Origin of the sequence: Lacrimispora sanguinis (assembly GCF_044987295.1) — a bacterium.
In the GTDB taxonomy this organism is placed as follows: Bacteria; Bacillota; Clostridia; order Lachnospirales; family Lachnospiraceae; genus Lacrimispora; species Lacrimispora celerecrescens_B.
Genome location: NZ_CP173277.1, coordinates 565,684 through 580,487, shown reverse-complemented (window position 1 = coordinate 580,487; position 14,804 = coordinate 565,684). Strand labels below are relative to the sequence as shown.

Sequence of the window (14,804 nt, the reverse complement as noted above, 5' to 3'; positions counted from 1 at the left end):
GCCCGTAGAACACTGGCTTCCCATCTAGTCCTTGTGCCCTTCCAGAAGTTACCTCTAGAAGTACTCTGGAAAAGTAAGAACATCCTCATATAGACCGGTCGGAGCCAAAAAGGCGTCAGTCCCATATCCTCTTTCTAAACTGGTCCCCATGTCAAGGGCATTTAAAAAAAAGATTATGATAAAGCGTCACAGCTAGTAATTGTAGTTGTGACGCTTTTGCTATACCTCAATAGGATAATAACCTGTTCTCAAATATTCTGCATATTGGTTAGGAGAAAGCTTTGCCAGTTCCCATTGATAACGCTCGTTGTTGTAATAATCCATGTAATCATTGATTTCTGTACAAAGTTCTTCATAAGTAGTACATCTGGAAAGATGGATTTCGTCTTTCATATGTCCGAAAAAAGATTCCTGTGGTGCATTATCCCAGCAGTTACCACGTCTGGACATTGACTGTCTTAGTTCTTTATCTTTCAGTAGCTGTCTGAACGAAATACTTGTATAATGGCAGCCTTGATCTGAGTGCAATATTGCATCGGTCTGAAGGCTTTTTTTATGATTTTTGATTAACATATTTATTGTGTCGAGTACAAAATCAACTTCAAGGGATTCGCTAAGAACATAGGCCAATACCTGTTTCGTACAGGCATCTTTTATTACAGATAAATATGCTTTACATCCATGGTTGTAAAACAGATACGTAATATCGGTGAGAAGGATTTTGCCTGCACCATGTTCTGAAAACTCGCGTTGTACAAGATTATCAGATACAGCATCTGTTTTTAAAGCTTTTGCCATTCTTCGATATGGATTCGCTTTACGTATAGGACAAAACAAGTTGAATTTCTTCATTAAACGACTGATTTTCTTTTGATTCATACGTACTCCCATATGAAGCAAGCGCATGTAGATACTGCGCCTTCCTTTATCATAACCACGATACAGATATGCTTTAAGAATCAAGTCAAAGTCAGCTTTATCTCTAGCATCTTTTTCATTTCGTTTATCCTTTGAATTTAACCAGTTATAATAACCGCTTCTGGATACCCGTGCCAATTCACAGAGCCAGCTGAGGTTTAGTTCATTATTATCCCGTGAAATCATTTCTTGGATGAGTCTGAATTTTTCTTCTGGAGTTGCTTCCGCTTTTCTACCCATTCGGCTTGTTTGTCTAGAAAATTGATTTTTTTTAAAAACGCATTCTCCTGTTTTAAATATTTTACCTGATGTTCTAGATATGCAATATGTTCCTGTTCGGATAATTGTTTAGTTGAAGGGCGTCCAGAATTATTTTTACGTGTGTCTTCAAACCCTTCCGCCCGAAGACTGAATTTTTTTATGCGTCTCGTAATTGTATCGATTCTACGTTTACCAAGCAGTTGTGGGTCAATCCCCATATCACGTAAAATAATAGAAGGCAATCTTCCAGCCTCATATTCTGTGGCAAATTTTTTTCTAAACTCAGTTGTATATGTAATTGCTTTCTCAGAAACGCGTTCAATATATGGATTATTACGAAGCTGTTCCTGCTGTTTCTCTGTAAAATAATTTTTTCCCATAAAGTACGCTCCTTATTTATGCTATGAGTATAACAAAAAAAGACCCTACAAGGTAGGGTAAGTTAAAATATAAGCAATTTTCGCTTTTTTAACTGTCTATCTTATAGGGTCCATTTTATTCTGGGACTGACGCCTTTCTTTAAAAAACGGCCAGCTTGTCCTTGAAAGAACTACCACTACCACTTCCTCTTCTCTTCCATTGAAATATATTTATGAATCTGTATATGCCGTTACCTTTTGAAGCAGTTTCCCGGCCCAATTTGTAGTAATGTAATAAGCCGCCAAGGAGAATACATCTCCCTAACGGCTGTAAAAACAAAATTAGCACTTTCTCACTGGAATCCACAATTCACAGAACAAACCGATTCTTCCGTTTTCAAAATAAATTTCGTAATCGGTATGATCAGATGCTTCATATCCCATCTGTGGTAAAAACTCTTTAAAAAATCGAATCCATGCTTCATTAATACAATCGCCATTTTCTCCAAAGCATTCAAATACCACATACTGTTGCTTTGAAGTAGTCCAAACGTGATATCCTTTCAGTTCCATTTCATTTTGATTAAATTCTTTCGTTTCGTCATCAACAATGACTCCTATTCCATAATCAAAAGTTGTCTTCCCTTCCTGAGTAGGAGAACAAAGTCCATATAAATCTTTTTTACCGTCTGGTCTTAATCGTCGTAATACCTCTACAAGATTAGCCTTATGACATTCATTCCAAAAATCTGGTATTTCATGATTTCCCTCTTCATTTATACTTTCGTTAGAAAATGCTCTCTTTAAGCATATAAACCTCTGTTCTTCTTTAACTTCCATACGATAGTCCATACTTTTACCGCCTTCCATTGATATTTTAATTTTCAAGGGATTAAAGAGGCATAATTTAGTTCCTTGCTTTTTTGCATGTTTGGGTGAAACACCGTGAAAACGTGTAAATGCTTTCGTAAAGCTCTCTGGAGTATCATAGCCATATTTTAGAGCTACATCTATCACTTTTTCATCTGTTTCCATTAATTCCACACCTGCAAGTGACAATCTACGATTTCGAATATAAGCATTAGCTGTCATTCCAGCCATAATACTAAATGTTCGATGAAATTCGTAACTTGACATATAAACCATATCTGCTACATCTTCATAATTAATATCATCCATTAGATGATCTTCCATGTAGTTAATTGCCTGCTGAAGCATCTCTATCCATGCCATCTTTTAACCTCCCTTCATTACATCATCATAATATCAAATCAAGCATTTCGTTTCCTGTCCTATCTTGTGTACTTTTGACATTTTCAATATAATATAAATTACAATAAAAAAGTTCCAATTAACTTTACCTCTTGGACATTTAAAACAGATGATAATAAGAAAAACTTAGACTAGTACGTCTGATATTATACCAAAGAGGCACTAGCGTCTCAATCATTTTCTACTATACAGAATCGTCAATCATCTTTTCTCGTATCTTCTACATTATCTCTACAATTGGATAAACCCGTCACAGAATACTTTTACCGTCTCTCTATGTCAATGACCCTTTGCGCCCAATCCTGATAAAATGCTTCTTCATGTGAAACCAGTAAAACAGTCCCCGAAAAATCCGACAAGGCTGTTTTTAAGGAGTCTTTTGCCTGAACGTCTAAATGATTTGTCGGTTCGTCCATAATCAGAAAATTACATGGCGTTAATGTCAATAGACACATTTTCACTTTCGCCTGTTCACCGCCGCTTAATGTCCCGATTGATTGCATAGCGTGCTTGCTCGAAATACCGCATCTGGCTAATTTTTTTCTAACGTCTTTTATTACCAGATTCGGATAAGCATCTGATACAATCTGAATGGGTGTTCTTGTTTCATCAGGCCATGACAAATCCTGCTCAAAATATCCAAGAGTTACTTGCTCAGAGTATTTATATATACCTTGCATGGACGGAATTTGCCCGACCAGAGTTTTTAACAGCGTTGATTTTCCAATTCCGTTAAATCCAGTAATTACTACCTTTTGTCCACCGTTTATATTAAAATCAATATCAGACAACACAGGGTAATGGTAGCCAATTGATAAGTGTTTAACTGTTAAATGCTCTGTATTTGTCAAGGGTAAGTCTGGAAAATAAAAATATGGCTTTATTTCCTTCTGCGCCAAAGCTTCCATTTTTTCCATGCGATCAAGCTGCTTCTGGCGGCCTCTTGCCATTTTTGATTTTCGTCCGGCAATATTTTTTCTTATAAACTCTTCTGTTTTTTTGATTTCCTTTTGTTGTGTTGAATATTGCCTAATATAATCTTCTCGCAGCAAAGTTTTCTTTTTCAAAAACTCTGAATAGGTGCCATAATATTTTGTAATGGTATTATTATCTATATCACAAATACGATTTGTGATTTTATCTAAAAAGGCAAAGTCATGCGACACTATCATAAAAGCATTTTCCAATCTTGATAAATAATCGGCAAGCCATGAAATGTGTTCCTTATCCAAAAAGTTTGTTGGTTCATCAAGCAAAAGAACATCTGGTTTTTCCAGTAGTAATTTTGCTAAAATTACCTTTGCACGCTGGCCGCCGCTCATTTGCTCAATCGGACGAGTAAGACCAATAGCAAGCAATCCCAATCCGTTTGCCACTTGTTCGATATGTGTATCAATCGAATAAAAATCATGTCTTTCAAGTTCTTCCTGAAGTTTTGCTGCACGTACCAAGTATCTCATATCGCCGTTCGCGGCCATCTCATATAATGCGCCCATTTCTTTTTCAATCTCGTAAAGTCTTGAAAAAGCTGACTTTAAAAACTCTTTCATCGTTAAACTGTGGTCTATTTCTGCATACTGGCCGAGATAACCAACAGAGATATTGGACTGCCAGATCATCCGTCCGGCATCCGGCATCACCTGTTCGGTGCAAATTTTAATTAAAGTGCTTTTTCCAGTTCCGTTCTGACCAACAATACCAATATGTTCGCCTTTGTTGAGGGTTAATTCCGCATTTTTGTAAAGTAAATTATCTCCAAAAGAATGTGATAATCCGTTAATTTCTAATAAACTCATGTTAATCAATTTCCTTTCATTTCTGTTGTTAAACCAGCAACCATGTGTAAATACGCAAAAAGGCAGAAGACAATACACATAAGTGTATTTACCTTCTGCCTCTCAGTTCTAAAAAACCGATATTAAAAAAAGCAAAAGGCTACGGACAAAACATTGCCCATAGCCTTTTATACGCTAAATTTACACACGGAAAGAAGCAATAGCATACCAATCGTATTAGTATGAATATTGCCCTGCTTTCCGATGAAATCTTAATGCGTCATCTATACGCTATACTCTGTACAATGTTTCATCGGTATGAATTGTACAGAGTTGAGTTTCTTTACAAGCTGATTAGTCAAATAGAAGTTCATAATATTATCTCCTTTACTGAAACGCAGTCATTATATCACAGGATTTTGGTGCTGTCAAATTTCGGTCTGTTATCATCGTTTCATCTTTTCATCTTTTCAGTATCACAGGTACTTTTCTGTATCACAGTTGAGAAAAGACCGCCACACCGCTCCCTTTTTATAATAAAGCATATTCTTTGTTCACAAATATAGCATTCAATTTCCATTTCATGCCTTTGCCGGTTTCCAGACGGATAGAAACAAGCCCATCCCTTTGCTGAATATAAGGAAGAATTCTGCATTGATATCGTCCTGCTTTAATTATGGCGCCATCCATCCTGGTTCCCTGCTCCGGAAGGCTTACCGTGGTCAGAGAATCCTCCTCTTCATCTCCCGAAATGACCAGAAAATCATATTTTCCTTTGGGCAGTTCTAATAAAAACTCTGTTAGTTCCGAACCTTCCAGAAAATCTCGTCTTAAATCATCCGGTCGCTCTCTATCCTTTATAGCTATTACCTGGGGATTTGGAAATCCATATCCCAAATCATCACTATATGCTTGTATTCCAACAGACTGAGGTCCGGCTGCAAAAACCAGGGCCTGCCCGTTTAGATAAGATTGCCGGTGATAGACAGGATCATAATTTTTTATAACATCCGTTCTCCCAAAATCAAAAATGTATGGTGTGGACATGGAGCGGTTTTCATTGGCAAATCCATAGGTACAGGTAAATGAATCCACAGCCTTATAAAAGCCGGTATCCTCATTTTCACCGATGAATATTCTCCGGTGAGTCCGTGCCGCTTTATGAATGAATACTTCCGGAAGTGCTAAAACCGGCGGCCCGTATTTCTTCCCTAGTACTACCCGCTCTCCTTGTTTCATATGTCTTTGTAACAAGTAAGACTTTCCATTGTCACTCAGCTCACCCGGTACTTGAAGCTTCAGAAAATTTTCCCTGGTGCTTTCCACGCAGACATAGATGGTCTTTCCTTCCCGTCTTTTCGCCGATACAACAAAACCTCCGGGAGCCATAAGGCCGGTAAACTCTGCCTCCTTCCAGCCAGGATATTCCCCGGCAACTTCCTCTTCATCTTCCCTGTATTGTACGATTTTTCCCATGAGCCCATCATCGCCATCGGGAATGGCAGGAAATATATGGATTGCATCTTCCGCCTGTAGAAGCATCAGATTAATCGTATTCACAATACTGCCGGATACCTCCATCATAGGCGGCAGCTCATGTGCCGGCTTTGTAATGTGGCAGTAATTGATGAACCTCTCCGATTCCTCATATCCCAAGCCATTGGAATGCAGCTCGTAGTCCAGCAGCTTTTCATATAATATCCGCTGTGCAGACGTCCCCTTTTTTAAGTTCGCTGCCACCATGGACAGCCAACCGGGGCCAAAGGTTCCGATTTCCGTATGATCCACCGCAAATTTTAGCGTTTCTTCCGCTATATCACGTACCGTCTTATCGCTTTCCCAGGTAACCTCACCGGCAGGAAATACAGGCATAAGTACAGAAGGATGCCTCATAAACAGGTTGTCATTCACCTCCGGGGAATCCTTCCATCTCTTTCCATCCGAGGTGAGACTGTATTCAGGAAGGCTAATGAGGATCTCTCTCATTTCGGACGCTTCACATTCCGGTCTGTTTAAAATACCTGCGGCTTCTATCGCCATAGTAAGAAGCTTCTTGATACAGGCGATCGTAATTACAGTATCACTGCCGATGGTTCCCTGCTCCGGACAAATATCCAGTTCCAAGTGAAAAATACCATTCTCATCTCTTTTTGCCAGCCATTTAAAGAAACGAATTTGTTCCCGCATAACAGGATAAGCTTTTTTCTCCAGAAACTCCTGATCGCCGCTGTACTGATAATACAGCCATAAAAACTGAGTGCACCAAGGCTGGATACAGTGATATAAGGTATGGGGATAATCCATGGCCCAGCCCTCTGTTCCATAGACCTTTTTCGTATATTCCCGGATTTCCTCTTCATATGCCAGGTACCCGTCGCAAAATATCTTTAACAGCTCCGGGTGACCGGAAGAATAGGTTCCATAAAAAGCAGTTTGGATATTGGCATCCCAATACCACATACTTCCCCACATATTTGGTCTGCGGATATCCCATAGACCGCTTAATCCACACGCCTGCTCCGGGTAAGCACTTCCTTTCCCACTGGAACATTCCATCAGATAAACATGCAGATGCCAAAGCGTCTCAAGGAAATAATCCGGCAGCCTTACAGAACTGATCCAGAACTGGTTCCAGGCATTGTCATGGATATGTTCCAATTCCTTTCGTCTGCATTCCAGATATCTTCCCTGCTTTACAGCCATGCCTTTTCCTGGCATAACCGCTGCATATGCCGTAAATTGCTTCGCTTCTTCGGGAAAACACAGGCTTTCTCTTCCCTCCCCATGACTTCCGGACTCCGGCAGGTAGAAAACCGTTTCCTGGATAAACGGAGTATCTTCCTCCTTTTTTGCAGTTGCTCTATCCTGCTGTAAAGAAGTTCGCAAGCATATGATATGTTCAATGACCTCTGAGGCCACGTGATAAGCCCCCTGCCCCCGCTTCGAGGGAGTGGTCATAGATGCCTCCTTCCACAACCCATCTGCAGATTGTTTCATATCAATGATCACGCCATCCTCTGTCTTTGGAACAATTATTTTTGCTTCTGCCATTTTTCCGTTCTTTCCTGCGCAGAAGTATATCTTTCCCTCTTCAATCGCCAAACGCAAACAGGAGCTGCTGGTATCTACGTTTTCATCCAGATATAATACGATTTCACCTGCCATGGGATAGCTGGAGCCTTTGTATGCAGGTCTTTTTCCTGTCTGTTCCGGATGAAGGATTTTAAGATAGTGAGCCCTGCTGTAATCCTCCGTTTTTCTTTCTTCCAAAACCGCATGGCGCAACTCCTCATATGTCCGCAGCATTCTGGCGGGATCATCAAAGGTACTTTTCTCCTGATCTTTCCGGTCATCCTTTGTTTTCTTCGGCAAAACATGATAATAACAGTCATAGTGGTTCAATGCAATATGCAGCTCGTGGTCCCGGAAAAATATCATGGCACCCATTTTACCGTTTCCAACCGGCAGCGCATTATGCCAGTCATTTGGCACATTCCGAAATACAACCTGATGCATAACACTCTCCTTCTCTTTACTCTTTGACAGCTCCGCCTGTTATTCCTGCCATTATCTTATTTGATAGAAACAGATACAGGATAAATGTCGGCAGGAATACAATAACAACTCCGGCAAACAGACCGGCCCAGTCTCCGGAGTATTTCATAGACTGGACAATTGCCTGGAGTCCTGTGGAGACCGTACGAAGTCCTGTTTTATTGGCAAAAATCAGAGCCATAAAATATTCGTTCCAGATATTGATGAAGTTAAATATCGTTAAGGTGATGATACCGGGCTGGGCCAGTGGGAACATAACTTTCCAGAATGCCTGGTCTGGCGTACAACCGTCAATTTCTGCAGCTTCCTCCAGTGCCTTTGGCAATGACATGAAAAAACCAATAAGGAAAAACACGCCAAATGGCACATTAATGCAGATATAGAGAATAATCAGGGTCCAGCGGGAGCCAATCAGACCTATGGAGGTTGCCATTTTAAAAAGAGGCATTACCAGCATGACAGAAGGGATAGACATGGCAATGACAAACACATTGTTAATGACACTCTTTCCCCGGAACGAAATACGGGAAAGCACATAAGCTGCCGGAGCCGCAATCAGAATGATCCCTATGCAGCCGCTCAGACTGTATATAATGCTGTTTGCAAAGTATACTGACATCTTGTGCTTACGAAGCACATTGGCATAATTCTCCCAATGCAGTCCGCTGGATAATATTTGATTTCCAAAGATCTCCTTTGTTGTGCTTAAGGAGGCCAGGATAATCCAACCGATCATAGCCACTGTAAATGCGAGCCATATTCCCAGAAGAAGGTAACCGGGGATAAAACGGAGTTGTTTCTTACATCGTACTTTTCTCTTTCCATAGCGATTCATTTTCTATTTCCTCCTCACTGTCCATCTTCTGAAGGGATGATACGGTTCAGTACGGCATTTACAATGAGTACCACAAGCATGATCAGCACGCCTGCCGCAGCACCTGCGCCTACGTTTAGTTCTGCACTGCTGGAGCCTACTCCTGTACCGAACACCACCTCATACATATATACCATTGGGGTGACCGTCGCATTTTCCGTATTAAAGGAAAACAACGTGGAGTATACGAAGAAGCCGGCAGCCGAAGCCGAATACAGAACGATACACCTCTTAATGATATCCTTTAACATTGGAAGGGTGATATAACAAAACTGCTGCCAGATTCCTGCTCCTTCTATCCGGGAGGCCTCATAGTAATCCTCAGAAACCCCATCGATTCCTGCCACCATAATCAGCATATAAAATCCTACTCCCGCATAACTGTAGGCAATCATCATTGCCAGAAAAAGATTCTCCGGTGCAGTCCACTGAAACTGTGCCATGGATTTCCAATGAATCAGCTCAAACAGCCGCTTGAACAGCCCATACTGATTGTGGTATGCATACTGCATCCACATGGTAACCAGTGCCACTGAACTGATAATATGGGGAAGGTAGAGCATGGCCTTCCAGAATTTTTTTCCCTTGATACGGGAGGTAATGATGACGGAAAACAGCATGGAAAGGCTCAGTATGACCACTCCCCCTCCAATCCAGATCTTTAAGATATTCCACAGGGACCTTCTAAACAGCGGACTTCCCATCAGCTTGGTGTAATTGGCAAATCCGATAAATTCCCAATCCTTCATATTGTCCGTAACAAAGCCCACCTTGTTGAAGCTCATCAGAATCGTTCTCAGTGCAGGATAGAGAAAAATAGCCAACAGGCACAGCATTGCCGGAGCCAGAAAACGCACGACAAACCAATTTTTGCTTTTCATATTCACCTTCTCCTTCCAATTTTTGGCATATAATATGGAAGAGAGCGCCGCTCTCTTCCATACTTCTTAAGATTCTGCCGCATGCATTTACCGCTTTGCTGCTGCCGCCATATTGGCAACAAACTCATCTGCGGTAATCTGTCCTGCTGCCAGTTTAATAAAGTTTTCAGAAATTGTAGGGGATAAATCCGGATTGGATGCAATATCCCCGCCCGACTTAAGCGGTACCTCTACGAGTTCCAGAGCATCTTTCATGTTTACCAGAGCCGGCGGCCACTGGGTATCCACGGTTGCAGGTGTGGTTCCCGCATGATTCACCATTTTAGCATCATTTTCCTTGCTTAAGGCGTATGCAACGAATTCCATAGCAAGCTCCGGATCTGCTGTGTTTTTGTTTACAGCCAGCAGCGTACAGCCAGTTGGGTCTTCTTTGCCGCAGCGTGCTGCGCCGTCTGTTACATCAGGATAAGAAAAGCCGCCCCACTGGAAATCAGGTCCGGTGATATCCTCAACCTCGGTAGGCAGACCGGTCAGGTTATAATACATGGCAACCTTTCCATTTCCAAAATCCACCTGACCTGCCGGCCATTTATTGCCGCTTACATTGGCGTCAAAATAACCCTTCTTTGCAAAATCCTCGAATGCCTTGGCCATATTGACCACTGCTTCATCCTTCCACATCTCGCCTGTGGTATCCTTTACAAGTTTCTGTACCCATTCCTGGCCTTTTTCCCTTGCAAGATACATGCCGGGAAGCCAGGAAGCATAAGCATCGTCAAAGGTGATCGGCACATATCCTGCTTCCTTGATCTTTGCACAGGATGCATCGAAGTCTTCCCAGGTCTTTGGCTCCGCGGTTACGCCGGCCTCTTCAAAGATAGCCCGGTTGTACATGAACAATGACATCCAGGGTTTATAGCCTACTGCCGGAAGAATATCTGTCCGCCCGGTCATGGTTCCCGGTGTAATCAAAAGGCTGGGAATCAAGGTATCTTTAAAAGGTTTTCCGTCTGTGGTATCATACACCTTATCCACATAGGGAGTCAGATCAAGAACATATTCATTTAAATCAATTTCAAAAGGATATTCAAATATATCAATTGTTTCATTACCTTCCATTGCAGGCTTTAAGATTTTCTTATTATCACGTCCGCACCACTGAACGGTTACTTTAACCTTTGGATGCTTTTTCATAAAACCATCAACGATTTCCTGCCATACCTCTCCCTGCGGCTCCGTATCATTCCACATTGACCAGTAAACCAACGTGCCTTCCAGTTCCTTAGACCCCTGCTCTTTGGTCTCTGCTGCCACACTTTCTGCCCCTTTGTTTTCTTCAGAAGGGCTGCTTTCTGCTGTTTTGGCTGTACCGGCTCCACAGCCTGATAAAACCATACTTGCTGCTAATGCTGCCGCCAATACCTTGTTTACCCTTTTCATTTAAATACCTCCATTATGTACTTAGACAGAGCGTTGTCTGTCTTGTAAGCTTATTATAAAAAAATGTATGTCAAAAAAGAATGTCAGATCGTAACCTGCATGAATGCAAATTAATAAACCATTTTTTATAGCCAGTAAGGATTCCAGTCCGGATTCATCACTCTCATCAATGCCTCCACATAAAAATAATCTCCCCAGAGGCAGTATTCGTCAATTCCCTCTCCCAAAAGGCGGCCGTAAGTCGAATGTTTCAGCAGACCGTTCCCATCATCTTCCGGGCAGGCCGCATAATGGTCAATCAGGCTTTCCAGGATTTCCTCTGCCTTCTCTTTATAACTCTCGTCACACATTCCCTGTTTGTATGCCTCCAGGATCCCACAAACCGCAATCGCTGACGCAGAGCTGTCCCTTGGTTCGTCACCGGACATGAAATAAAAATCCCAGTAGGCAGCCAGATCTTCCGGCAGATGAGAAAGGAAATAGTCTGTCACACCCTTCCACTGAGTCACGATTTCAGGCTTTCTGCAGTTTGAATAATTCAGTGCTAACCCGTAAACTCCCCACGCCTGTCCTCTGGACCATGCCGAATCATCTGCATAGCCCTGCTTAGTGGCCCCATACGCCGGATATCCTGTCTCCGGATTAAAATAATAGGTATGATACGTGGAATGATCATCACGAACCAATACCCTGCGAGCAGTTTCTAAATGTTTGAGCGCAACCTCCTCATAAGACATGTCTTTTGTTTCCTCAGATGCCCAATAGAGAAGCGGAAGGTTCAGCAGACAGTCAATAATCAACCGGTATTCCCCCGGATCATTTAGCTGCCCCCACGCCTGAATAAAACACCCTTTTTCCTGAAACCTGTCCTTTAAGTTATCCGCTGCCATAAGAGCCGTTTCCCTGGCAAAGGAATCCCGTGTCAGTTTCCAGGAAGCCACACAAGAAGGCATATAAATAAATCCCATATCATGATGGTCCACCACGACCCGCTCTTCGATCCGGCTTCGGAAGCTTTTTATCTGTCTTTTCGCTGCTTCCAGAAAGTTTCCGTTTTTCCCCTCTTCATAAAACATCAATAACATCCCCGTGTAAAAGCCTGCGGTCCAGTCATTATTTTCAATCACCGGATACCAGTTATGTTCGCTAGCCGGAGCCGGAAATCCCTTTAAAAACTCGTTTTGATGTCTCTTTGTAATTTCCATGGCATTCTGAAATGCCATTGCTGCTTTATCCCTGTTCATATATAATTCCTCTGCTAAAATTTTATATTAACTGTTTACCGCTACCAGGCCAGAATTTCGCCGGTAACCACTTGTTCCTTTTCTTCGGACCGATCAAAAAGTACCGCTTTCCCATAGCCAAGGCAATTCTCATACCGTAAAATATCGGTAGGAGTCAGTACTTCCCTGTGAGCTAAAAATAAAATATACTCTTTTCCCGAAACTATAATCTTCAAAGCTTCCACATCCTTCCGATCCAGTGTCTTTTCATGAACCACGGACCATAACCCAAGACGTTCCACCTGGGCAGGCTCTGCTGTTTCTTTTGGACCTCCATTTATCACAGCAATCCTGCTGTAAAAGCCTTCAGCGGTGCTGACTGCCCTGCAGGTTTTATTCTCTGACTTTTCATTGTAATGGCAGGACTGTTCCGTTGTATACAGTTCCAATGTTTCGTCTTTGTGAGGAAACTGGATAAAGGCTTTTGTTTTATTTCCCTCAAACATGATTCCATTCTCCCCACAGCTTACTGATCCGTACCTAGAAAAGTGATACAGGCTTTCCAGGGTATGCCTTCCCGCTCCATAAAAATCATCCACCAGAACATATACTTCCGGTTTGATCCAGATGATCTTCCGATTCACCAGTACGCCCCGGTTAAGGTAACTAATATGGCTTCCTTCTACATAAGCTCCTGAGTGCCCTTCGTAATACTGCTGCTTTAAGCATGTGCACAACTCCTTGTAAATCCAGGATGTTTCACACCGGCTGAAAGGATCTCCGTCCACCAGAGACACATTATGTCCCCCCGGTTCTTTGAATGCAAACCGGTCAGGTCCGTCTACGTATGTATATCTTCCTGAATCCACGAGAACATCCTCACCGTTTATAACCAAATCCACATGAAGCTTATCGGCATGGCCATGTCCGCCTCCGGTCTCTCCGCAGTGAAAATGGAGAAGATTATCCTCCTCCCCCCAGCCGCTGCGAAGATAATAATTTCCGCTAAATGGCAGTTCTGCTGACACAAAGGAGGGCTCTTTCTTCTTCATAGCTTTATAGGTTTCACATTCTTCCATTCCAAATTGCCAGACACTCTCATAATCCGCTTTTTCATAGCCCCAGAATTTAAGGACAGGGTCCTTTAAGACAATCGCACCCGCCGTTATTTGATCCCTTAAATCAGAAGTATCGCTGTCTCCCTGTGCAAACTGAGTGTGATCCGGTTTTATCCAGATCCCATTGACATATGCCATTTTCCTGACGGTTTCTCCTATGATTTCAGGCAAAACAAGTCCCCCGCGCGTTCCATAGTAATACGCATTTAAAAAGCAATGATAAACCTCATTATGGTACATAGGGGATTGTTCCCATTGAGTACCATCAGGAAGAACCTGGATCGCTGCTGCCTGTTCCAAACGTTTTAGGGCTGCCGTCTCATATTCCTTTTTCTTTTCATTTCCCTCCGGCATGATGAGGGAAAGTAAAAGCAATCCGCTGCTTTCTAAAACTCCCCAATTGCTGATGTATTTGTGTTCTTTGAAATGTTCCAGCAGACGATCCCCGTGCGTTCCAAGACATTTCTCTACTTCTTCGATAAACCCGTCACTGACGGTTTCACTATCTTCCATCAGTACCAGTGACCTTAACCAGTTTTCTGTACGTATTCCTGCCTCCAGTGTACGCCATGGCCCTAAATCAATGGCTTCTCCCGGTTCCGCTCTTTCCATCCAGTTCCTCATAAGCCTGACGTAATGAAAGGCGTATTGCTCTTCACCGGTTAGATGGTATGCCTGGCCCAGGCAGAGTAGAAAACGGTGCCTGTTAAACTGCCACAAAAACTCTCTGTCCCCAAATGGAATCAGGCTCCAGTCAATTTCTTTCTCAAAGGTTACCGGCTCATACGTTCGTTCCATATCCCATGGAAAGTCAAATAAAAATGTATTGCAGCATGCTTCCTTGGCTGCTCTTATTACATGTGCCGTTTCTTCCGGCCAGTTTTCCATGCAATATGCCGCTGCTTTTCCCTTTTCTTCTATCCCGAAAACGGGACGAATCCTGCGATAGAATTCTTCCTTCTTCTTGTTTTTCAAGTAATGGCTCTCCTTTCCCTATTCTTAGCTTCAGTATAACGGAAATTTAAAAATTCAAAATGTAATATCCTGCACTGGAATAATGTAAAATCACAAACACTTCCCATTTAAGCAAAAAAAGGGCGGCTCAATTGTTTTGAGCCACCCTTTTTC

General features: G+C 42.2%; 10 protein-coding genes. All 10 read right to left on the bottom strand.

All coding sequences use genetic code 11. The features are described 5' to 3' along the window. Positions 1–219: 219 nt before the first annotated feature. The 10 genes from ACHZES_RS02705 to ACHZES_RS02660 all read right to left on the bottom strand — a co-directional run bounded on the left by ACHZES_RS02705 (position 220) and on the right by ACHZES_RS02660 (position 14,651). Positions 220–1,158, bottom strand: coding sequence for an IS3 family transposase (locus tag ACHZES_RS02705; RefSeq protein WP_404820319.1), 939 nt, complete (start codon positions 1,156–1,158; stop codon positions 220–222). Then, a complete protein-coding gene (locus tag ACHZES_RS02700; protein ID WP_404820318.1) occupies positions 1,101–1,559 on the bottom strand; it encodes an HTH domain-containing protein in 459 nt (152 codons plus the stop codon). Before ACHZES_RS02700 ends, ACHZES_RS02705 begins: the two co-directional genes overlap by 58 nt. Before the next feature lie 321 nt (positions 1,560–1,880). Beyond that, complete coding sequence (locus ACHZES_RS02695) at positions 1,881–2,771, bottom strand: helix-turn-helix domain-containing protein (RefSeq protein WP_395548472.1); 891 nt, start codon at positions 2,769–2,771, stop codon at positions 1,881–1,883. A gap of 302 nt (positions 2,772–3,073) precedes the next feature. Continuing rightward, complete coding sequence (locus ACHZES_RS02690) at positions 3,074–4,606, bottom strand: ABC-F family ATP-binding cassette domain-containing protein (RefSeq protein WP_395548473.1); 1,533 nt, start codon at positions 4,604–4,606, stop codon at positions 3,074–3,076. Positions 4,607–5,116: 510 nt separating this feature from the next. Beyond that, positions 5,117–8,101, bottom strand: a complete 2,985-nt coding sequence (locus ACHZES_RS02685) for a glycosyl hydrolase family 95 catalytic domain-containing protein (protein WP_395548474.1) — start codon at positions 8,099–8,101, stop codon at positions 5,117–5,119. 16 nt (positions 8,102–8,117) lie between these two features. Further along, positions 8,118–8,975, bottom strand: a complete 858-nt coding sequence (locus ACHZES_RS02680) for a carbohydrate ABC transporter permease (protein WP_089987654.1) — start codon at positions 8,973–8,975, stop codon at positions 8,118–8,120. A 14-nt stretch (positions 8,976–8,989) separates the two neighbouring features. Further along, on the bottom strand, positions 8,990–9,895 hold the full coding sequence (locus ACHZES_RS02675) for a carbohydrate ABC transporter permease (RefSeq protein ID WP_395548475.1): 906 nt from the start codon (positions 9,893–9,895) through the stop codon (positions 8,990–8,992). Between the two features lie 87 nt (positions 9,896–9,982). Continuing rightward, on the bottom strand, positions 9,983–11,335 hold the full coding sequence (locus tag ACHZES_RS02670) for an ABC transporter substrate-binding protein (protein ID WP_395548476.1): 1,353 nt from the start codon (positions 11,333–11,335) through the stop codon (positions 9,983–9,985). A gap of 125 nt (positions 11,336–11,460) precedes the next feature. Then, complete coding sequence (locus tag ACHZES_RS02665) at positions 11,461–12,579, bottom strand: glycoside hydrolase family 88 protein (protein ID WP_395548477.1); 1,119 nt, start codon at positions 12,577–12,579, stop codon at positions 11,461–11,463. A 41-nt stretch (positions 12,580–12,620) separates the two neighbouring features. Then, a complete protein-coding gene (locus tag ACHZES_RS02660) occupies positions 12,621–14,651 on the bottom strand; it encodes a heparinase II/III family protein (protein WP_395548478.1) in 2,031 nt (676 codons plus the stop codon). Positions 14,652–14,804 lie beyond the last annotated feature (153 nt).

What these genes read in the sequence shown, in the direction of transcription:
- ACHZES_RS02700 (WP_404820318.1), bottom strand. Translation starts at nt 1,559, where the DNA reads ATGGGAAAAAATTATTTTACAGAGAAACAGCAGGAACAGCTTCGTAAT.
- ACHZES_RS02690 (WP_395548473.1), bottom strand. Translation starts at nt 4,606, where the DNA reads ATGAGTTTATTAGAAATTAACGGATTATCACATTCTTTTGGAGATAAT.
- ACHZES_RS02680 (WP_089987654.1), bottom strand. Translation starts at nt 8,975, where the DNA reads ATGAATCGCTATGGAAAGAGAAAAGTACGATGTAAGAAACAACTCCGT.
- ACHZES_RS02670 (WP_395548476.1), bottom strand. Translation starts at nt 11,335, where the DNA reads ATGAAAAGGGTAAACAAGGTATTGGCGGCAGCATTAGCAGCAAGTATG.
- ACHZES_RS02705 (WP_404820319.1), bottom strand. Translation starts at nt 1,158, where the DNA reads ATGGGTAGAAAAGCGGAAGCAACTCCAGAAGAAAAATTCAGACTCATC.
- ACHZES_RS02675 (WP_395548475.1), bottom strand. Translation starts at nt 9,895, where the DNA reads ATGAAAAGCAAAAATTGGTTTGTCGTGCGTTTTCTGGCTCCGGCAATG.
- ACHZES_RS02695 (WP_395548472.1), bottom strand. Translation starts at nt 2,771, where the DNA reads ATGGCATGGATAGAGATGCTTCAGCAGGCAATTAACTACATGGAAGAT.
- ACHZES_RS02665 (WP_395548477.1), bottom strand. Translation starts at nt 12,579, where the DNA reads ATGAACAGGGATAAAGCAGCAATGGCATTTCAGAATGCCATGGAAATT.
- ACHZES_RS02685 (WP_395548474.1), bottom strand. Translation starts at nt 8,101, where the DNA reads ATGCATCAGGTTGTATTTCGGAATGTGCCAAATGACTGGCATAATGCG.